Here is a 19,753-nt window from a genome sequence, read left to right on the forward strand (position 1 = left end):
CTGTTGAGCAACGTCTTGGAATGAAATTGAAATTGCGGCGCGCTCGGCCGTTTGCGGCGTCGGTGAAATTGGCTACAAGCGGCTCTGAACTTGGGGAATCTCCGGACCGGCGTTGGGGTTGGGTCTGGCACGGAAATAAGGGCGCGTTGCGCAATGAAGTTTGGACTGCGACTCCGGGGGGGCTTGCTTGCCACCCTGATCATGTTCGGCGCGCCGGTGGTTGCCCCGATGGGGGCGGCTTTTGTGTCATCGCCTGCGCTTGCGCAGACCGTCCAGTCGATTTCCGTCGAGGGAAATCGCCGTGTCGAGGTGGAGACGATCCGCTCCTATTTCAAGCCGGGTCCGGGCGGCCGCCTGGATCAGGGGGCCATCGATGACGGCCTCAAGGCGCTGATCGAGACCGGCCTGTTCCAGGACGTGAAGATCAACCGCGGCGCCGGTGGCCAGATCATCGTCTCCGTGGTGGAAAACCCGGTGATCGGTCGCATCGCCTTCGAGGGCAACAAGAAGATCAAGGATGAGCAGCTCACCGCTGAAGTCCAGTCCAAGGCGCGCGGCACCTTCTCCCGCGCCATGGTGCAGTCCGACACGCTGCGAATCGCCGAAATCTACCGCCGCTCCGGCCGCTACGACGTCCGCGTCACGCCCGAGGTCATCGAGCAGCCGAACAACCGCGTCGATCTCATCTTCACGATCGAGGAGGGCTCCAAGACCGGCGTCAAGTCGATCGACTTCGTCGGCAACGTCGCGTTCTCGTCCTACCGCCTGCGGGACGTCATCAAGACGCGCGAATCGAACCTCTTGAGCTTCCTTGGCAGCGGCGACATCTACGATCCCGACCGCGTCGAGGCCGACCGCGATCTGATCCGCCGCTTCTACCTCAAGAACGGCTTCGCCGACGTCCAGGTCGTGGCCGCGCTCACCGAATACGATCCGGAGAAGAAGGGCTTCCTCGTCACCTTCAAGATCGAGGAAGGCTCCCAATACCGCGTCGGTGCGCTCGACTTCCGTTCCAGCATCCCGAACTTCGACCCGAGCTCGATGCGCTCCTTTTCGCGCGTCAATGTCGGCTCGCTCTACAACGTCGAATCGGTCGAGAAGTCGGTCGAGGACATGCAGATCGAGGCCTCGCGCCGCGGCTATGCCTTCGCCGTGGTCCGTCCCGGCGGCGACCGCAATTTCGAGGCGCACACCGTCTCGGTCGTGTTCAACATCGACGAGGGCCCGCGCACCTATATCGAGCGCATCAACCTGCGCGGCAACACCCGCACGCGCGACTACGTGATCCGTCGCGAGTTCGACATCTCCGAGGGCGATGCCTACAACCGCGCGCTGGTCGATCGTGCCGAGCGGCGCCTGAAGAACCTCGACTATTTCAAGACCGTGAAGATCACGACGGAGCCCGGCTCGTCCAGCGACCGCGTTATCCTGGTCGTCGACATGGAAGAAAAATCGACCGGCGACTTCTCGGTCTCGGGCGGTTACTCCACGACCGACGGCGCGCTCGCCGAAGTCTCGATCTCCGAACGCAACCTGCTCGGCCGCGGCCTGTTCGCCAAGGCGTCGGTGACCTATGGCCAGTACGCGCGCGGCTATTCGCTGTCGTTCGTCGAACCGTATCTGCTCGACTACCGCGTCGCGCTCGGCCTCGACCTCTATCAGCGCCAGCAGCTGTCCAACAGCTACATCTCCTACGGCACCAAGACGCTCGGCTTCTCGCCGCGTCTCGGCTTCTCCTTGCGCGAAGATCTGTCGCTCCAGCTGCGCTATTCGATCTATCGGCAGGAAATCACGCTGCCGTCCTACCTGGCGAACTGTAACAACAATCCCGGTTCGGCATTCAACCCGAGCCCGGCCTTCGCCGCGTCGCAGACGCCGCCGCTTGACCTGACTTCGACCAACGGCCTCGGCTGCTACAACGACGGCGAAGCCTCGCTGCCGGTGCGCAAGGAGCTTGCCAACGGCAAGACCCTGACCTCGGCGCTCGGCTATACGCTGACCTACAACACGCTCGACAACAACAAGAACCCCACCGACGGCCTGCTCATCGACTTCCGGCAGGATTTCGCCGGCGTCGGCGGCGACGTGTCCTACCTGAAGACCGCGGCGGACGGAAAGTACTACGCCCCGCTGGTGTCTGACATCGTCGGCCTCGTCCATCTCCAGGGCGGCGTCCTGACCAAGATCAGCAAAGATCTGCGAATGCTCGACCAGTTCCAGATGGGCCCGAACCTCGTCCGCGGCTTCGCTCCGAACGGCATCGGCCCGCGCGATCTGAATCCTTTCGGTACACAGGACGCGCTCGGCGGCACCAAGTATTGGGGCGCTTCGTTCGAATTGCAGATGCCGTTCTGGTTCCTGCCGAAGGAAGTGGGTCTGAAGGGCGCGGTCTATGCCGATGCCGGCGGCCTGTATGACTACAAGGGACCGACGAGCTGGACGTTGACCAACGAAGTGAACGCGCCTGGCTGTATTCCGTCGACCGTCAATCCGTCGAGCACCGGAACCTGTACCGGCCTCGTCTACGACGACAGCAAGGTGATCCGCTCGTCGGTCGGTGTCGGCCTGATCTGGCAGTCGCCGTTCGGACCGCTGCGCTTCGACTACGCCGTGCCGCTCAGCAAGGGCAAGTATGACCGCACCCAGGAGTTCCGGTTCGGCGGCGGCACCTCGTTCTAATTCGATCAGCAGGGCATGATCCGGCCCCTTGGGTTTCCCTTTGGATTTCCCTTGGGGGCCGGTCTCCAAAAAGTTCGTGCTCAATCCGGGAGATGAGGCATGATGCGGCTTGGCCGCTTCATGCCGAAGCCGGACCACGACGGGGTGGAATGGCGCAGCCGACCTTCTTCACAAAGCCGCCTGCGACGGCGCTGGCCGATATCGCCACGCTGACCAAGGCGCTACTGGTCGATCCCGCCAGGGGCGATCACGTCATCACGGGCCTGGCTTCGCTCGACGAAGCCGGCCCGATGCATCTGGCGTTCTTCGACAACCTCAAATATGCCGATCAGCTCAAGGCGACCAGAGCGGGCGCCTGCCTGGTCAGCCCGCGCTTCGAGGCCCAGGTGCCCGCGCATGTGGCCGTGCTGCGGGCGGCGCAGCCGTTCCGCGCCTTCGTCAGGATCGCGCGGGAATGGCACGGCGACGCGCTGAGGCCACAATCCTGGGTCGGCAATGACGGCATCGCGCCGTCGGCCATCATCGATCCCACGGCGCGCCTCGAGGACGGTGTGGTCGTGGACCCGCTGGCGGTCATCGGTGCGGATGTCGAGATCGGCAGCGGCACGGTGGTGGGCGTCGGCGCCGTGATCGGCCCCGGCGTCAAGATCGGCCGGGACTGCAATGTCGGCGCCCGCACCGCCATCCAGTGTGCCCTGATCGGCAACAACGTGCTGATCCACCCGGGCTGCTCGATCGGCCAGGACGGCTACGGCTTCATCTTCTTCGGTCCCGAGGGGCACCTGAAGGTGCCGCAGACCGGGCGCGTGCTGATCCAGAACAATGTGGAGGTCGGCGCCGGCACCACCATCGATCGCGGTTCCCTGCGCGACACCGTGATCGGCGAGGGCACCAAAATCGACAACCAGGTCCAGATCGGCCACAATGTGACAATCGGCCGGAATTGCCTGCTGGCGGCCCAGATTGGGCTGGCCGGCAGCCTGACCATCGGCGACAACGTGGCGCTGGGAGCGAAGGTTGGCATCAACAATCACCTCAAGATCGGCGACGGGGCCCAGGTCACCGCGATGAGCGGCGTCAAGGACGACATCCCGCCGAACGGACGCTGGGGTGGTTTCTTTGCCAAGCCGACCAAGCAGTGGTTCAAGGAGATCATCGCGGTGGAGCGCCTGGTACGTGACAGCAAGGCCGATCCGAAGGACGAGGGACGGGAATGACGGAGGAATCACCTGTTAGGTTCGAGCTGGTGGACATCAACGCGATCCTCCAGACGCTGCCGCACCGCTTTCCGATGCTGCTGATCGATCGCGTGATCAACATCCGCGCCGATTACAGCGGCATCGGCATCAAGAACGTCACCTTCAACGAGCCGGCCTTCCAGGGACATTTCCCCGAGCGCCCGGTCTATCCCGGCGTGATGATGATCGAAGCGATGGCGCAGACTGCGGGCGTGATCGGCATCAAGTCGGTCGAGGGCACCGAGAAACCGCGCGCGGTCTATTTCCTCACCATCGACAAGTGCAAGTTCCGCAAGCCCGTGCTGCCCGGCGATACCATCGAGTATCACATGCGCTCGCTCGGCCGCCGCAAGACCATGTGGTGGTTTCACGGCGACGCCAAGGTCAACGGCCAGGTCGTCGCGGAAGCCGACGTCGGCGCCATGCTGACGGACTGAGCGGCTTACGGCCCGCAGGGCGGGCTCACGCGCCGCAATCGTAGCGGCTGCCCGCTGCCTCGCGCCTGATATTCCGGTTGAAGAACTGGCCCATGGACGGCGCACCCAGGAGGCCGTCGACCGTATCGGGATCCACGCCGCAATAGCGGTCATACGCGCCGTTGATCGCGACGATCAGATCCTGTTGTGCGCGGTCGTAGCAGACGCGCTGAAGCACCGTGCTGCGGGTGATGTCGCGGCATTCGAATGTCGCGAGGTCGACGGGACGGTGTCCGCCGGTCTCCACCGTCTCGGAGACGACCGGTGCGGTCGCCAGCTGTGCGAGCAGCATTGTCAAGGCCCTGACCACGATACCTGAAGCTCCGCATGAACGTGTTGTTGGGCCGCGAAGGCCGCCTCATCCGGCACGTGAAACACGTCGAGATGATACGTCACTGGACAGATCGGGCATAGTCGGGCTAACCAGCGGAAAACCGAGCGACTTCAACGTATAACCAGACCTTCTTGACGAGTTAGATTGCTTGATGAGCAAGATTGATCCCACCGCACGGGTCGAGGACGGCGCCGTGATCGGCGAGGGTACCGAGATCGGCCCCTACTGCATCATCGGCCCCAATGCCGTGATCGGCGCGAACTGCAAGCTGATCGGACATGTGCATGTCACGGCGCAGACCACCATCGGCGATGATTGCACCATCTATCCCTTTGCCTCGCTCGGTACGCCACCGCAGTCGCTCAGCTATCGCGGCGAGCTGACGAAGCTCAATATCGGCTCGGGCTGCACTATCCGCGAATCCGTGACCATGAATGCCGGCACCGTCGCCGGCGGCGGCATCACCACGGTCGGCGATCGCGGCTATTTCATGAATTGCAGCCATGTCGGCCATGACTGCCATGTCGGTAATGACGTGATCTTCGCGACCTCGGCGACGCTCGGCGGTCACTGCGAGATCGGCGACTTCGTCTTCATCGGCGGCCTGTCCGCGGTGCACCAGTTCACGCGCATCGGGCCGCAGGTCATGGTGGGCGGCGTGTGTGGCGTACGCGACGACATCATTCCGTTCGGGCTGGTCAATGGCCAGTATGCCGTGCTTGAGGGCCTCAACCTGATCGGCATGAAGCGGCGCAAGTTCACCAAGCAGCGGCTTGCGACCGTGCGCGCGTTCTACCAGAAGCTCTTCCACGGCCCCGGCACCTTTGGCGAGCGGCTCGAAGCCTCCAGGCCGCTCGCCGGCGAGGATCCGGCGATTGCCGAGATCCTCGGCTTCATCGGCAAGGGCAAGCGTCCGCTCTGTCTTCCCGCCATTGCGAAGTGAACCTGCGATGGCCGCGGACATGACATCGGCGGCGGCAGGGATTTCATCGCCGGTCGGCGTGGTCGCAGGCGGCGGCGCCATGCCGTTTGCGGTCGCCGACTCGCTCGCCGCGCGCGGCATCGCGCCGGTGCTGTTTCCGCTGCGCGGCGCCTGCGATCCGGTGCAGGTGGAGAAATTCCGCCACCGCTGGATCTCGGTCGGCCAGCTCGGGCGCGCGATGCGGCTGTTCCGCGAGGAAGGCTGCCGCGACCTGATCTTCATCGGCACCCTGGTGCGGCCTTCGCTCTCGGAGATCCGGTTCGACTTCACGACGTTGCGGCTGCTCGGCAATGTCATCCGCGCCTTTCGCGGCGGCGACGATCATCTGTTGTCCGGCGTCGGGCGCATTCTCGAACAAGGCGGTTTTCGCATGGTCGGGATCAAGGACGTTGCGCCCGACCTCCTGATGCCCGAGGGCTGCATCAGCCGCGCCTGGCCGAGCGACACCAGCAAGACCGACATCGAGCGCGGCCGCGCGGTCCTGACCGCGCTCGGGCCGTTCGACATCGGCCAGGCTGTCGTGGTGATCGACGGCCATGTGGTGGCGGTCGAGGATATCGAGGGCACCGACGCGCTGCTCGCGCGCGTCGCGCGGCTGCGCGAGGAGGGCCGCATTCGCGCGGCGACGGGCCGCGGCGTGCTGGTGAAGGCGCCAAAGAGCAGCCAGGATCTGCGTTTCGACCTGCCGACGATTGGCCCGCGTACCATCGAGGGTGTCGCGAGAGCCGGCCTTGCCGGCATCGCCGTGATCGCCGGCAACACCATCGCCGCCGAGCCGCAGGCGATGATCGCGCTCGCCGACGCCAAATATCTATTCATCATCGGCCTGCCGGCGTGATGCAGGGGCGCGATCCCAAGCGGAAGATCTTCCTGATCGCCACGGAGGAATCCGGCGACCGGCTCGGCAGCGCCTTGATGAAGGTGCTGCGCCAGCGCCTCGGCGACGGCGTGGAGTTCGAGGGCGTCGGCGGCCGCACCATGGCGCGCGAGGGGCTCGAGACCCTGTTTCCGATCGAGGAGCTGTCGATCGTCGGTTTCGCCGCGGTGGTGCAGCAATTGCCGAAGATCCTACGCTTGATCCGCGAGACCGCGGACGCCGTGCTGGAGGCTGCGCCCGATGCGCTCGTCATCATCGACAGCCCGGATTTCACCCATCGTGTCGCTCGCCGCGTGCGGGCGCGCAATCCTGCGATTCCGATCGTCGACTACGTATCGCCGCAGCTCTGGGCCTGGCGGCCGGGACGGGCGCGGACCATGCTCGGCTATGTCGATCATGTCCTCGGCCTGTTGCCGTTCGAGCCGGAGGAATACCGCAAGCTCGGCGGGCCGCCATGCAGCTATGTCGGCCATCCCCTGATCGAGCAATTGGGCTCGCTGCGGCCGAATGCGGAGGAGCAGAAGCGCCGCGACGGCGAGCCGCCGGTGCTGCTGGTGCTGCCCGGCAGCCGCCGTAGCGAGATCCGGCATCATATCGAGGTGTTCGGCGCGGTGCTCGGCCGGTTGCAGGCGGAGGGGCGCGCGTTCGAGCTGATGCTGCCGACCATGCCGCATCTCGAAGCCACCGTCCGCGAAGCCATCGCGAGCTGGCCGGTCAAGCCGCAGATCGTGATCGGCGAGGCAGAGAGACGCACCGCCTTCCGGATCGCGCACGCTGCGCTGGCGAAATCCGGCACTGTGACGCTGGAGCTGGCGCTGTCGGGCATTCCGATGGTGACGGCCTATCGCGTCGGCGCCATCGAGGCCTTCATCCTGCGCCGCGCGGTCCGCGTCTCCTCGGTGATCCTTGCCAATCTCGTGATCGGTGAGGACGTCATTCCGGAGTTTTTGCAGGAAGACTGCACGCCGGAGAAACTCGCTCCGGCGCTCGCCGACGTGCTGACGGAGACGCCGCTGCGCAAGCGGCAAGTCGAAGCCTTCGCCCGGCTCGACACCACCATGTCGACCGGCAACAAGTCGCCGAGCGTACTCGCCGCCGACGTCGTGCTCGCGACGATGCGAAAGGGGCGGCGGTAGACGACGGTCTTGTAGGGTGGGCAAAGCGAAAGCGTGCCCACCGTGCCTTTCTCGGTGGCGGAGAGATGGTGGGCACGCTTTCGCTTTGCCCACCCTACGATACTCTTCCGGATCACGCTCTAACCCAAGCCGCCGTCGACCTGAAAACACTGGCGCGTGATGCGCTGGCTCTCATCGGAGGCGAGGTACAGCGCCATGTTGGCGATGTCGTCGGGCGTCACTGCATCGGGAATGGCCTGACGCGTGCGAATTTCGGCGATGGTCTGCTCGTCGGGATACCACAGCCGGCGCTGGCGTTCGGTGATCACCATGCCGGGCGCAATCGCGTTGACGCGGATGCGGTCGGGACCGACCAGCCGCGCCAGCGAGTTGGTGAAGCCGACGATCGCCGCCTTGGCCGCGGCGTAGACCGGCAGCGCCGGCCCGCCGCGCATCCAGGCGATCGACGACATGTTGATGATCGAGCCACCGCCGCGCGCCTGCATCTGCGGCACGACGGCTTGTGCGGCGAAGAAGACGTGCTTGAGGTTGACGCCGATCATCCAGTCGAACTCGGATGGCGTCACCTCGGCCAGCACCTGGCGCTGGTCGTTGGCGGCGTTGTTGACGAGGACCGCGGCATCGCCGAGCGTCCGGTGGACCTGCGCGATCGCGTCCCGCATGGCGTCGATGTCCAGGAGATCGCAGGGCACGAACAGTGGTGCGGTGCCGGACGCGGTCGCCACCTCCGCGGCCAGCGATCCGCCGGCTGCTTCGTCGATATCGAGGAACGCGACGCGGGCGCCCTGGGCCGCGAAGGCGTGCACGAAGGCGGCGCCGATGCCGCTGGCGCCACCGGTGATCAGCACCACGCGGTCCGCGAGGCCGGCATAGCTCGTCTGGGTCATGCGATCAGTCGCTCCGTCACGGGGTCGAACAGGCAGATGCGGCGGGTGTCGAGCGCGAAGGGGACAGGGGCGCCCGGCGTGGGGCGGACGTCCGGCGAGATGCGCGCCTGCGCCGGCTCGCCGCCAAGCCGCAGCAGGACGATGGTTTCGGCGCCGGTGGGCTCAACCATCTCGACTGGCGCGGTGACGACCACGGGTGCTCCGGTTGCACCAGAGAACACGCGGTCCCCCTCGGCGATGCATTCCGGCCTGATCCCAAGCACCACCTCACGGCCGACATAGGACGCCGCGGCATCGTATCCCTGGAGGCGCAGACGAACCTCGTCCGGTCGCCCCGCGCCGATCACGACCACCGGCCCGTCGCCGTCGGCCTCGAGCCGTGCGGGCATCGTGTTCATCGGCGGCGAGCCCATGAAGCGGGCGACGAACAGATTGGCGGGATAACGGTACACGGTATCAGGGTCGGCAAACTGCTGCACGCTGCCCTGATGCATCACCGCGATCCGGGTCGCCATCGTCATCGCTTCGATCTGGTCGTGGGTGACGTAGACGATGGTGGCGCCGATGCGCTGGTGCAGGCGCTTGATCTCCATCCGCATCTCGACGCGCAGCTTGGCATCGAGGTTGGAGAGCGGCTCGTCGAACAGGAAGAGCAGGGGATCGCGCACCAGCGCCCGGCCCATCGCCACGCGCTGGCGCTGGCCGCCGGACAGTTGCGACGGCCTGCGGCCGAGCAGCGGCTCGATCTGGAGCAGCCGGGCCACGTTCGTCAGTGCCTTCTCCTGCTCCGCCTTCGGCACGTGGCGGCATTCCATGCCGAAGGTGATGTTCTGGCGCACCGTCATCGACGGATAGAGCGCATAGGACTGGAACACCATGGCGATGTCGCGGTCCTTTGGCGGGACGTCGTTGACGACGCGCCCGCCGATCTCGATCGTTCCCGCGCTCGCACGGTCGAGCCCGGCGACGATGTTGAGCAGCGTGGACTTGCCGCAGCCGGATGGCCCGACCAGCACCGTGAACTCGCCGCTCTCGATGTCGAGGTCGATGCCCTTCAGCACTTCCAGGTTGGCGTAACGCTTCGACAGGGCGCGAATGCTTAGTGCTGCCATGACAAATCCATCATTTCACAGCCCCGGCGGTAAGGCCGCGTACGAAATACCTGCCGCCGAACAGATAGATCAACAAGGTGGGCAGGGCTGCGATGATCACCGCGGCGCTCTGCACGCCATGCTGCGGGATATCGGCGATTGCGGCGGAGAGTGCGATCAGAGCGGCCGTGACGGGCTGCTGCTGGCCGGTCGTGAATGTCACGCCATAGAGGAACTCGTTCCAGATATGCGTGAACTGCCAGATCACGGTGACGATCAGGATGGGCGCCGAGAGCGGCAGAATGATCCGCCAGAAAATACGAAAGAACCCGGCGCCATCGATGCGCGCGGCCCTGATCAATTCATGGGGAATGGCGACATAGTAGTTCCGGCAGAACAGCGTGGTGAAGGAGAGCCCCTGGATCGTGTGAATCAGCACGAGACCCGTCAGCGTGTTGATGAGGCCGGTGTCTCGCAGCACGATGGTCCAGGGAAGCAGGCGCATCTGCTGGGGCAGGAAGAGGCCAAGGGTCACGATGCCGTAGATCCAGTTGTCGCCGCGAAAGCGCCAGAGCGACACGGCGTAACCGGCAATCGCACCCAGCATGGTCGAGAAAATCGTCGCCGGGATCGTGACGAGCGCGGAGTTCAGCACGTATGGCCGGATGCCGGCGCAGGTCTCGGCGACGCAGAAACCGCTCCAGGCCGTGAGATAGTTGCGCCAGGCCCATTGTTTCGGCCAGCCGATCATCGAGGCCTGGGCGATCTCCTCGTTCGTGCGGAGCGAGTTCAGCACGACAACAGCCAGGGGCGCGAGATAGGCAGCCGCCATCAATGACACGAGGAGATAGATCAGAATCCGGCCCGGCGCGAAGGTTCGGTCACGCATGGGTCGCCCGCCGTCGCTGGACATAACGCCACGCTGCATAGGGCAGCAGCACCGCGAGAAGAATTAGCAGCATGAGCACCGCCGCCGCCGCGCCCCGGCCGAGCTGGCCGCGCTGGAACATGAGATCGTAGACGACAAGGGCCGGCAGCTGGGTCGCAATTCCGGGCCCGCCATTGGTGAGCGCGCGGACGAGGTCGAAGGCCGAGATCGCGAACTGCAATTGGACGACGATGACGGTGATGGTGATCGGCCAGAGCGTCGGCAGGATGACGCGCCAATAGGTCCGGATCGGTCCGGCGCCGTCGATCTGCGCGGCCTTGATGATGTCGGCGTCGACGGAGCGAAGGCCGGCGAGGAAGAGCGCCATGGCGAAGCCCGAGGATTGCCAGATCGCAGCGATCACAATCGTCCAGATCGCCATGTCGCGGTCGACCAGCCAGTCGAACCGGAAGGAGGTCCAGCCGAGATCGTGGACGAGCTTCTGGATCCCGATGCCGGGATTGAGCAGCCAGCTCCAGACCGTGCCGGTGACGACGAACGACACCGCCAGGGGGTACAGGAAGATGGATCGCAGCACGTTCTCGCCGCGAATGCGCTGATCGAGCAGGATCGCAAGCATGAGGCCGGTGATCAAACTCAGCAGCACGAAAGCGCTGCCAAACAGCAGCAGATTGTCGAAGGCAATCTGCCAGTTTCGCGACGACATGACGGCCGTGTAGTTACGTAGACCCACCCAACCCGAGACCGGGACAAGAGTGGAAGGCGTGAACGAAATCCAGATCGTCCAAAGCGAAAACGAAATGAGATGCGCGGCCGACAATAGCAGCGGCACCCAGATCATCAGATACTCTGGCAGCCGGCCGACCGCGCCGGAAATCGCCGGCCGGCCGGACCGCACTTCTGTGGAGACGACGTCGGTCAACGCGAACCCTCGACGGCTTCGGCAAGGCGGGTGACCGCCTGCTCCGGCGTAATCGTCTTGTTCTTGGCGTATTCGGTGAGCACGTCGATCATCGCGGCGGTCAGGCCATTTTCCTGCGCCATGTTGTGCGCGAGGCTCAGGACGGCCTGATTGTTGGAGACGGCGTCTTTCAGGGCTGCAGCAGTCCGCCGTTGACCGTCCGACCAGCCCTCACCGGAAAGATCGACATCGGTGCGCACGGGGATCGATCCCGTGATCTGCGAATACATGGTCTGGATCGCCGGATCCATGACGAGCTGGGCCATCAGTGTCTGACCGGCCTGCAGGTCGGGCTCCTTGCGCTGCCAGAATATGAAGGCATCGGCATTCAGCAGGAAGACCGGCTTGCTATTGTCGCTCGGGCCCGGCGCGATCATGAAGTCGTCGAACTTGAAACCGGCGTTGCGCAACACGCCCTGCGCCCACCCGCCCATGATCATCATGCCCATGTCGCCGTCGATGAAGCGCTTCAGGTTGGTGGCATAGGGCTGGGCGCCGACATTGGGGTCCATCCACTGGGTGATCTTGCGCATCTGTGCAAAGGCGGCTTTGACCTCGGGACCCTCCAGGGCCTTCTTGTCGAGATTCATGATGGCTGCGCGGTATGCGGCGGGGCTGATGCCCGCCAGAGAGGCCTCGAATTTTTGCCCGTCGTCCGGGCGGGTGCCACCGTTGGCGATGGGATAGGTGACGCCGCCAGCCTTCATCTTCTCGGCGAGATCGTTGAAGTCAGCCCAGGTGACGGGGGGCTTGTCGGCCTTGGCTTTGTCCATCGCGCGTTTGGAGAGAAACAGCATGTTGGTGCTGTAGATCTGCAACGGCAGCGCGATCCACTTGCCGCCCGGCTTGTGCAATTTCGCGAGGTCTGGCGCGACAACCTTCTCGTAACCTGCCGCAGCGACGACAGCGTCGAGGTCGACTGTCGGGGCAATCTTCGACCAGGCCGCAATCTCGGGGCCCTTGAGCTGCGAGCAGGCCGGCGGATCGCCGGCAATGATCTGAGCGCGCAGCTTGTTCATCATCTCGGTGGTGAACCCGGGGACGGGCGAGTGTTGCCAGACCCCGCCTTTCTCCTCGAATTTCTTGCCGAGCGCCGTAATGGCCGCCCCGTCGCTGCCGGCGGACCATTGCGAGATCGCGGTCAGGCGCGGCTTGACCGCGCCTTGCGCCCGGGCAAATGCCGGCAGCGCGAGCGCGGCAGCAGATCCAGCGAGCAGACGGCGCCTTGTTGTTGTGATCGGCATGGCAAGTTCCTCCCGGTGTGAACTCTTTTGCGCGAGAGCCGCGCAGCTTCAGTGCATCTCAGGCGGCCTCCGTCGATGCGGCCGGCATACCGCCGCGGCAAGCGAGGCAGAAAGCAGCGAACGCCAGCGCGGCCCGCGGATCATTGCCGTTCGACGGCGGCACGAAAGCGAGCGAGACCTGCGCATGCTGAGGGCCGCCGAGCAGGCTGGCGTCGACGCCGTCGACCAGCGCCTTCCGATCGTCCTCGGCAAGGAGTGACGGCCAGCCGCTGATTGCAACGCCGCGGCATGGCTTGACGTTCAGCGTGTTGCCGATCGCAAGCCCGAGCCGGAACAGCCGGCGGCGCAGTTCCTGGCGAACGCGCGCTGAGAGCGGGATCGCAGTCACCCAATCGTTGCCGAGCTGAAGCAGTTCGGCTTCGGAAACACCAAGGAGCTCGGCCAGGGCGGGAAGCGACGTATAGGCTTCGACGCAGCCGTGATGGCCGCAGCGGCAACGCGGTCCGTCGGTGCCGAACACCATGTGGCCGAGTTCGACCGGCTGGAGGGCATCGGCCTCGGTCGGATCGTCCACCCAGGTGCCTGCGACGCCCTGGCCGACGAAGACGAACAGATGCGCACCGCTGAACGGATAGTTCTCCCTGCGGCAGCTGTGAAAGGTGGCGTGCGCGACGACCGAATTGGTGAACTCGACCGGCACGCCGGCAAACATCTGGCCGAGCATGGCGCTGATGCGCCCGACGTCGCAGGGGATGATTGGATTGGTCGATATGCTCAGCCGGCCGAGGCCCGGAATGGAGACGCCGATTTGTGCAAGCGTGATGCGGCGGCGCCGCGTCCAGTCACGCAGCAATGTCAGCGCCTCGCGAAACACCCGGCCGACGGACTCGACCGTAGGCTTTTTCGGCAGCGCCACGCGCTCGGTATAGTGCAACTCGCCCGACAAGGTCCCAACGCCGACGCTGAGCCACTGGCCGGTCAGCTCGACGGCCGCAAGCGCCACCGAACCATCGAGCGACACGAGGCCCGTCGGGCCGCCGACGTAAGGGGCAGGGCGCCGCACCTCCTCGATCAAGCCTTCAGCCTTCAGATCAAACAGGATGCGCGACAGGCTCGCTTCCGACAGGCGCACGGCCTTGGCCAGAGGCGGGCGAAACGAACCGCCCGACTGAAGCAGATGAGTCAAAATGGCAGCGCGCGTCTGCCGCCGACTTCTCGGCTGCTCCGGCATTTCCATCCCTGTCGTCATTCTTACTTAGTGTAAGAATTTGCGCGCGGAGCGTTTCAACTGTCAAGGCGCTTGGTGCGCGGTACATCGACTTGTTGTTGTGCGCGGCAGCACGATCGGATCGCAATCCACGCTCGACGTCGCTGCTTTGGTCGTCGGCGGCGCAGGGGAGCGGCACCGCTCAGGCAAGACGCGCGACGTCGACGATGATCCGTTTGCGGTTGTCCGGGTCGACCAGGACAGGCAACTCGTTCCCGACGGCGGTTCGGTTCTCGCGGCGGCTCACGCTGCTGAATGACATGCGCGTGACCGCTTCCCAACCAGGTCCGCCGTTCGGGTCGTTCACCGCGACCGCGATGTCCCACGTCCCGCCCGGCGCGCTGCTCGGTTGCACCTCGTGCGCCGTCAACACCTTCGCCGTGGTCGGGACCAGGCCGAGGGATGCGGCGCCACCGGCAAGCGCAATCTCCATCTGCTGCGGCGTCAGGCCATTGACCAGCGCCGGCGACGATGCCGAGGGCTCCACCTCGCGCCAGACGCGGGGAAACCGCCGCTGGCCGGACGTGTCGGCCTGCTGCTCGCCGCGCAAATGCTCCGCGAGACTTTCGGCGGCTTCTCGCCCGGTCGGCACCAGATCCCACTCGATCCTGAACCGTGTGGGATCAGCGAGGTCCACGGTAACAGGGAGCACCGTCCCGGGATGCGGCCATTTCGGCTTGGGAACGTCATAACCGCTGTACCGCACCGCAGTCGCCGCGACGCGCTCCGCGGTGACGACCCCGTCAATGTCGCACCGGGGATGAAGCACCATCTCGCCGGCCGCATCGGGGAACGGCGAACAGGCCACGACCTGCAACCATCCATCCACCGGGTTCGTGATCCGCATCCGCTCGCCCTGCGCCTTGCTCGCTGTTCTCGGTATCCTGCCAAACAAAAACGGCGCCATCGTGAGATGGCGCCGTCTCGAAAGCCGTGTTGGCTAAAGCCTTACTTGCGATCCTTGATCGCGACGTAGTCGCGGCGGGTGACGCCGGTGTAGAGCTGGCGCGGACGGCCGATCTTCTGCTGCGGATCCTCGATCATCTCGCTCCACTGGCTGATCCAGCCGACGGTGCGGGCGACCGCGAACAGCACGGTGAACATCGAGACGGGGAAGCCCATCGCCTTCAGCGTGATGCCCGAATAGAAGTCGACGTTCGGGTAGAGCTTGCGGTCGATGAAGTACTGGTCGCTGAGCGCGATCTTCTCGAGCTCCATCGCCACCTTCAGCATCGGATCGTCGCCATGGCCGGTCTCCTTGAGCACGGCGTGACACATCTTCTGCATGATCTTGGCGCGCGGATCGTAGTTCTTGTAGACGCGATGACCGAAGCCCATCAGGCGGACTTCGCTGTTCTTGTCCTTCACCTTGGCGATGAACTCGGGGATATTGTCCACGCTGCCGATCTCGGCGAGCATCGCGAGCGCGGCTTCGTTGGCGCCGCCATGCGCCGGGCCCCAGAGGCAGGCGATGCCGGCGGCGATGCAGGCGAACGGGTTGGCGCCGGAGGAGCCGGCGATGCGCACCGTCGAGGTCGAGGCGTTCTGCTCGTGGTCGGCGTGCAGGATGAAGATCTTGTCCAGCGCGTCAGCGAGCACCGGGTTGATCTTGTACTCCTCGCACGGCACGGCGAAGCACATGTGCAAGAAGTTCTCGGCGAACTTCAGCGAGTTCTTCGGATACACGAAGGGCTGGCCGATCGTGTATTTGTAGGCCATCGCCGCCAGCGTCGGGATCTTGGCGATCATGCGCATGGAGGCGATCATGCGCTGCTTCGGATCGTTGATGTCGGTGGAGTCGTGGTAGAACGCGGCGAGCGCGCCGACGGAGGCCACCATCACGGCCATCGGATGGGCGTCGCGGCGGAAGCCCTGGAAGAAGCGGGCCATCTGCTCGTGCACCATCGTGTGATGGATCACGCGGTCGTCGAAATCCTTCTTCTGCGCGGCGGTCGGCAGGTTCCCGTAGAGCAGCAGGTAGCAGGTCTCCAGGAAGTCGCCGTTCTCGGCGAGCTGCTCGATCGGATAACCGCGGTATTCCAGCACGCCCGCGTCACCGTCGATATAGGTGATCTTGGACTGGCAGCTCGCGGTGGAGGTGAAGCCCGGGTCGTAGGTGAACAGGCCCGACTGGCCGTAGAGCTTGCCGATATCGATGACATCAGGCCCGACGCTGCCGCTGTGGATCGGGAGATCGTAGTTCTTGTTTCCGACCGTCAGCGTGGCGGTCTTATTGCTTGCTTTTGCGTCCATCGTAGGTCCCCGATGTATGGTGAAACGGGCCGGACCCGGAAGGCCCCGATGACATGGTGGGGGCAGGCCGGATGTTCCAGAAGGTACGGGGGAGATGGGTATATTATTGCTGTGTGCGCTGCAAGATGGCGCCGCGCATGCTCGACTTACGTCTAGCCTAGGCCCTGACCTAGGCCTTGGCCTGATCCTGAAGCCGGCCCAAACTTTCCTGGCGTCCCAGCACGTCCAAAACCTCAAATATGCCAGGCGACGTGGTCCGTCCGGTCAGCGCCGCCCGCAAGGGTTGTGCGACCGCGCCAAGCTTGAGACTATTTTCCTCGGCAAAGGCGCGCAGCGCGGCTTCCGTCGTGGCGCCGCTCCACGTCTCGACATTCTCCAGCGCGGAATGAAGCTGGCCGATCAGCTTGCGGTTCTCGGGCGTCAGCAGCGCCTGTGCCTTGGGATCGAGCTCCAGCGGACGGTCGGCGAAGATGAAATAGGCGCTGTCGATCAGCTCGATCAGCGTCTTGGCGCGCTCCTTCAGGGCCGGCATGGCCTTGAGAAGCTGCGCGCGCGTGGTGTCGTTTAACTTGGCCTTAAGGTCGTCGCGGCTGGGCACGACGTGGTCCAGCACGTCCTCGAACATCTTCACGAGTGATTGATCGTCGGCGTGGCGGATATAATGGCCGTTGAGGTTTTCCAGCTTGGCAAAGTCGAAGCGAGCCGCGGCGCGGCCGACGCTGGCGAGGTCGAAGGCGGCGATCATCTCCTCGGTCGAGAAGATCTCCTGGTCGCCATGGCTCCAGCCGAGGCGGACGAGGTAGTTGCGGAGCGCGGCCGGGAGGTATCCCATGGCGCGGTAGGCATCGACGCCGAGCGCGCCGTGGCGCTTCGACAGTTTCGAGCCGTCCGGGCCGTGGATCAGGGGGATGTGGGACATGCTCGGCAGCGCCCAGCCCATCGCGTCATAGATCTGCTTCTGGCGGGCGGCGTTGATCAGATGGTCGTCGCCGCGGATGACGTGGGTGACGCCCATGTCGTGGTCGTCGACCACCACTGCGAGCATGTAGGTCGGGTTGCCATCGCCGCGCAAAAGCACGAGGTCGTCGAGGTTCTCGTTCTGCCAGACCACGCGGCCCTGGACCTGGTCCTCGATCACGGTCTCGCCGGTCTGCGGCGCGCGCAGGCGGATGGTGGGCTTGACGTCGGCTGGCGCCGTGGCCGGGTCGCGATCCCGCCACATGCCGTCATAAAGGCGGGTGCGGCCCTCCGCGCGCGCCTTCTCGCGCATGGCGGTGAGCTCCTCTGCGGTGGCGTAGCAGCGGTAGGCCTTGCCGTCGGCGAGCAGCTGCTCGGCGACCTCGCGGTGGCGGGCGGCGCGGTTGAACTGGTAGATGACGTCGCCATCCCAGCCGAGCTCGAGCCACTTCAACCCGTCGAGGATGGCGCCGATCGCGGCCTCGGTGGAGCGCTCCCGGTCGGTGTCCTCGATCCGGAGCAGCATCTTGCCGCCATGCTTCTTGGCATAAAGCCAGTTGAACAGCGCCGTGCGGGCGCCCCCGATATGGAGGAAGCCGGTCGGGGAGGGAGCAAAGCGGGTGACGACGGAATCGGTCATTCTTGGCAGGGCCTATGCATTGGAAGCGGTGGTGTATAGCAGGACCAGAGCATAACTAAAGCCCGACGGCGGACCTGCCAGGCCTTGCTTAAGCTCTTGGCTCAGCCTCTCGAATTTGGCAGAAGGACCGCTGATTTCCCTACAGGATTTTCGGATGAGCACAGAACCGGTGGCGACTGAGGTTGGGCGCGATTTCATTCGTGACATCATCCAGGCCGATCTCGACCAGGCCAAGTACAAGGAAATCGTGACCCGGTTCCCGCCGGAGCCGAACGGCTACCTGCATATCGGCCACGCCAAGTCGATCGCGCTCAATTTCGGCATCGCCCAGGAGTTTCCGGGCCGCTGCCACCTGCGCTTCGACGACACCAATCCGGTCAAGGAAGAGCAGGAATATATCGATTCCATCCAGGCCGACGTGCACTGGCTCGGCTTCGACTGGGGCAAGAACCTGTTCTTCGCCTCGGATTATTTCGATCGCCTGTACGAATGGGCGGAGCAGTTGATCCGCGACGGGCTCGCCTATGTCGACGACCAGACACAGGAGGAGATCCGCACCTCCCGCGGCACGCTGACCGAGCCCGGCAAGAACTCGCCGTTCCGCGACCGCAGCGTGGACGAGAATCTCGACCTGTTCCGCCGCATGAAGGCGGGCGAATTCCCCAACGGCGCGCGGGTGCTGCGGGCCAAGATCGACATGGAAGCGGGCAACATCAATCTGCGCGACCCCGTGCTGTACCGCATCCTGCATGCGCACCATCCGCGCACCGGCAACGCATGGTGCATCTATCCGAGCTACGACTATGCCCACGGCCAGTCGGACGCGATCGAGGGCATCACGCATTCGATCTGCACGCTGGAGTTCGAGGACCACCGGCCGCTCTACGACTGGTTCATCGAAAAACTGCCGGTGCCGTCGAAGCCGCACCAGTACGAGTTCGCGCGGCTGAACCTGACCTACACGCTGCTCTCGAAGCGCGTGCTGACCCAGCTCGTGCGCGAGGGCCATGTCGCGGGCTGGGACGATCCGCGCATGCCGACCATGGCGGGCATGCGCCGCCGCGGTGTGCCGCCGGCGGCGCTGCGAGAATTCGTCAAGCGTATTGGCGTCGCCAAGGCCAACAGCGTGGTCGATGTCGGCATGCTCGAATTCTGCATCCGCGAGGAGCTCAACCGCACCGCGCAGCGCCGCATGGCGGTGCTGAAGCCGCTCAAGGTCGTGATCGAGAACTATCCGGAAGGGCAGACCGAGGAGCTCGACGCGATCAACCATCCCGACGATCCCTCCGCCGGGACGCGGAAGATCACGTTCGGGCGCGAGCTCTATATCGAGCAGGACGACTTCATGGAGAACCCGCCCAAGAAGTTCTTCCGCCTGTCGCCGGGCAACGAGGTCCGGCTGCGCTACGCCTATTTCGTCAAATGCACCGGCGTGATCAAGAACGATGCCGGCGAGGTGGTGGAGCTGCGCTGCACCTACGATCCCGCGACCAGGGGCGGCAACGCACCCGACGGCCGCAAGGTCAAGGCGACCATGCACTGGCTGCCGGCGGCGACCTCGAAGCCGGCGGAGATCCGAATCTATAACCAGCTGTTCTCCAACCCGAGCCCGGACGCCTCGTACTTCGCCGCCGACCTCAATCCGCAGTCGCTGGAGATTCTCTCCGACGCGCGGATCGAGGCATCGGTCGCCGAGAGCAATGCGACCGAGCCGATGCAGTTCGAGCGCCAGGGCTATTTCGTGCGCGACAAGGACTCGACGCCCGGCAAGCCGGTGTTTTCACGCACCATCGGGCTCCGGGACACCTTTGCGAAGGAAGTCGCGAAGGGGTAGGGGCACGG

General features: G+C 64.9%; 17 protein-coding genes. 7 read left to right on the top strand and 10 right to left on the bottom strand.

The genetic code is table 11. The features are described from left to right. The first annotated feature begins 153 nt into the window (after positions 1-153). The 3 genes from bamA to fabZ all read left to right on the top strand — a co-directional run bounded on the left by bamA (position 154) and on the right by fabZ (position 4,354). The gene (bamA, locus tag BM118_RS01075) at positions 154-2,679 is read left to right on the top strand and encodes an outer membrane protein assembly factor BamA (RefSeq protein ID WP_092181066.1); all 2,526 of its coding nucleotides are present in this window, start codon (positions 154-156) and stop codon (positions 2,677-2,679) included. Between the two features lie 149 nt (positions 2,680-2,828). Then, positions 2,829-3,896 carry a UDP-3-O-(3-hydroxymyristoyl)glucosamine N-acyltransferase gene (gene lpxD / locus BM118_RS01080; protein WP_092181069.1) on the top strand — a complete coding sequence of 356 codons (1,068 nt, stop codon included), beginning with the start codon at positions 2,829-2,831 and terminating at the stop codon, positions 3,894-3,896. Further along, positions 3,893-4,354 (top strand): 3-hydroxyacyl-ACP dehydratase FabZ, encoded by a 462-nt coding sequence (fabZ, locus tag BM118_RS01085; RefSeq protein WP_092181072.1) that lies wholly within the window; start codon positions 3,893-3,895, stop codon positions 4,352-4,354. Before lpxD ends, fabZ begins: the two co-directional genes overlap by 4 nt. 25 nt (positions 4,355-4,379) lie before the next feature. On the opposite strand, the gene BM118_RS01090 is transcribed toward fabZ, so the two are convergent. Beyond that, positions 4,380-4,703, bottom strand: a complete 324-nt coding sequence (locus BM118_RS01090) for a KTSC domain-containing protein (protein WP_092181075.1) — start codon at positions 4,701-4,703, stop codon at positions 4,380-4,382. A 175-nt stretch (positions 4,704-4,878) separates the two neighbouring features. Here BM118_RS01090 and lpxA point away from each other — a divergent pair, with 175 nt between their 5' ends. Genes lpxA through lpxB form a run of 3 tightly spaced genes read left to right on the top strand, consistent with a single transcriptional unit; the run spans position 4,879 to position 7,722 of the window. Further along, on the top strand, positions 4,879-5,670 hold the full coding sequence (lpxA, locus tag BM118_RS01095) for an acyl-ACP--UDP-N-acetylglucosamine O-acyltransferase (RefSeq protein ID WP_092181078.1): 792 nt from the start codon (positions 4,879-4,881) through the stop codon (positions 5,668-5,670). A gap of 19 nt (positions 5,671-5,689) precedes the next feature. Further along, positions 5,690-6,547 (top strand): LpxI family protein, encoded by an 858-nt coding sequence (locus BM118_RS01100; protein WP_049823630.1) that lies wholly within the window; start codon positions 5,690-5,692, stop codon positions 6,545-6,547. Continuing rightward, positions 6,544-7,722: a lipid-A-disaccharide synthase gene (lpxB, locus tag BM118_RS01105; RefSeq protein ID WP_092181081.1), complete on the top strand. Its 1,179-nt coding sequence runs from the start codon at positions 6,544-6,546 to the stop codon at positions 7,720-7,722. The genes BM118_RS01100 and lpxB overlap by 4 nt, the downstream gene beginning before the upstream one ends. Positions 7,723-7,841: 119 nt before the next feature. Here the strand turns inward: lpxB and BM118_RS01110 are convergent, their stop codons facing one another. The 9 genes from BM118_RS01110 to gltX form a co-directional block, all read right to left on the bottom strand. Then, a complete protein-coding gene (locus BM118_RS01110) occupies positions 7,842-8,609 on the bottom strand; it encodes an SDR family NAD(P)-dependent oxidoreductase (RefSeq protein ID WP_092181084.1) in 768 nt (255 codons plus the stop codon). Then, positions 8,606-9,721, bottom strand: a complete 1,116-nt coding sequence (locus BM118_RS01115; protein WP_092181087.1) for an ABC transporter ATP-binding protein — start codon at positions 9,719-9,721, stop codon at positions 8,606-8,608. The genes BM118_RS01110 and BM118_RS01115 overlap by 4 nt, the downstream gene beginning before the upstream one ends. Positions 9,722-9,731: 10 nt before the next feature. Then, positions 9,732-10,589 carry a carbohydrate ABC transporter permease gene (locus BM118_RS01120; protein ID WP_177233919.1) on the bottom strand — a complete coding sequence of 286 codons (858 nt, stop codon included), beginning with the start codon at positions 10,587-10,589 and terminating at the stop codon, positions 9,732-9,734. Further along, entirely contained in the window at positions 10,582-11,511 is a 930-nt protein-coding gene (locus BM118_RS01125; RefSeq protein ID WP_177233920.1) for a carbohydrate ABC transporter permease, read from the bottom strand. The genes BM118_RS01120 and BM118_RS01125 overlap by 8 nt, the downstream gene beginning before the upstream one ends. Then, entirely contained in the window at positions 11,508-12,794 is a 1,287-nt protein-coding gene (locus tag BM118_RS01130) for an ABC transporter substrate-binding protein (RefSeq protein ID WP_092181093.1), read from the bottom strand. The genes BM118_RS01125 and BM118_RS01130 overlap by 4 nt, the downstream gene beginning before the upstream one ends. A 58-nt stretch (positions 12,795-12,852) precedes the next feature. Then, positions 12,853-14,031 (bottom strand): ROK family transcriptional regulator, encoded by a 1,179-nt coding sequence (locus BM118_RS01135; RefSeq protein ID WP_177234117.1) that lies wholly within the window; start codon positions 14,029-14,031, stop codon positions 12,853-12,855. 172 nt (positions 14,032-14,203) lie between these two features. Continuing rightward, positions 14,204-14,968: a hypothetical protein gene (locus BM118_RS01140; protein ID WP_092181099.1), complete on the bottom strand. Its 765-nt coding sequence runs from the start codon at positions 14,966-14,968 to the stop codon at positions 14,204-14,206. A 41-nt stretch (positions 14,969-15,009) separates the two neighbouring features. Further along, the gene (gltA, locus tag BM118_RS01145) at positions 15,010-16,314 is read right to left on the bottom strand and encodes a citrate synthase (RefSeq protein WP_092181102.1); all 1,305 of its coding nucleotides are present in this window, start codon (positions 16,312-16,314) and stop codon (positions 15,010-15,012) included. 169 nt (positions 16,315-16,483) lie between these two features. Further along, complete coding sequence (gltX, locus tag BM118_RS01150; protein ID WP_092181105.1) at positions 16,484-17,911, bottom strand: glutamate--tRNA ligase; 1,428 nt, start codon at positions 17,909-17,911, stop codon at positions 16,484-16,486. A gap of 154 nt (positions 17,912-18,065) precedes the next feature. Between gltX and BM118_RS01155 the strand changes: the two genes are divergently transcribed. Beyond that, positions 18,066-19,745 carry a glutamine--tRNA ligase/YqeY domain fusion protein gene (locus BM118_RS01155; protein WP_092181108.1) on the top strand — a complete coding sequence of 560 codons (1,680 nt, stop codon included), beginning with the start codon at positions 18,066-18,068 and terminating at the stop codon, positions 19,743-19,745. Positions 19,746-19,753 lie beyond the last annotated feature (8 nt).

Origin of the sequence: Bradyrhizobium sp. cf659 (assembly GCF_900113725.1) — a bacterium.
In the GTDB taxonomy this organism is placed as follows: domain Bacteria; phylum Pseudomonadota; class Alphaproteobacteria; order Rhizobiales; family Xanthobacteraceae; genus Bradyrhizobium.

Coding starts and splice junctions, on each gene's coding strand:
- BM118_RS01120 (WP_177233919.1), bottom strand. CDS start 10,589: ATGCGTGACCGAACCTTCGCGCCGGGCCGGATTCTGATCTATCTCCTC.
- BM118_RS01135 (WP_177234117.1), bottom strand. CDS start 14,031: ATGGAAATGCCGGAGCAGCCGAGAAGTCGGCGGCAGACGCGCGCTGCC.
- BM118_RS01110 (WP_092181084.1), bottom strand. CDS start 8,609: ATGACCCAGACGAGCTATGCCGGCCTCGCGGACCGCGTGGTGCTGATC.
- BM118_RS01100 (WP_049823630.1), top strand. CDS start 5,690: ATGACATCGGCGGCGGCAGGGATTTCATCGCCGGTCGGCGTGGTCGCA.
- fabZ (WP_092181072.1), top strand. CDS start 3,893: ATGACGGAGGAATCACCTGTTAGGTTCGAGCTGGTGGACATCAACGCG.
- BM118_RS01130 (WP_092181093.1), bottom strand. CDS start 12,794: ATGCCGATCACAACAACAAGGCGCCGTCTGCTCGCTGGATCTGCTGCC.
- BM118_RS01155 (WP_092181108.1), top strand. CDS start 18,066: ATGAGCACAGAACCGGTGGCGACTGAGGTTGGGCGCGATTTCATTCGT.
- lpxA (WP_092181078.1), top strand. CDS start 4,879: ATGAGCAAGATTGATCCCACCGCACGGGTCGAGGACGGCGCCGTGATC.
- lpxD (WP_092181069.1), top strand. CDS start 2,829: ATGGCGCAGCCGACCTTCTTCACAAAGCCGCCTGCGACGGCGCTGGCC.
- gltA (WP_092181102.1), bottom strand. CDS start 16,314: ATGGACGCAAAAGCAAGCAATAAGACCGCCACGCTGACGGTCGGAAAC.
- bamA (WP_092181066.1), top strand. CDS start 154: ATGAAGTTTGGACTGCGACTCCGGGGGGGCTTGCTTGCCACCCTGATC.
- BM118_RS01140 (WP_092181099.1), bottom strand. CDS start 14,968: ATGGCGCCGTTTTTGTTTGGCAGGATACCGAGAACAGCGAGCAAGGCG.
- gltX (WP_092181105.1), bottom strand. CDS start 17,911: ATGACCGATTCCGTCGTCACCCGCTTTGCTCCCTCCCCGACCGGCTTC.
- BM118_RS01115 (WP_092181087.1), bottom strand. CDS start 9,721: ATGGCAGCACTAAGCATTCGCGCCCTGTCGAAGCGTTACGCCAACCTG.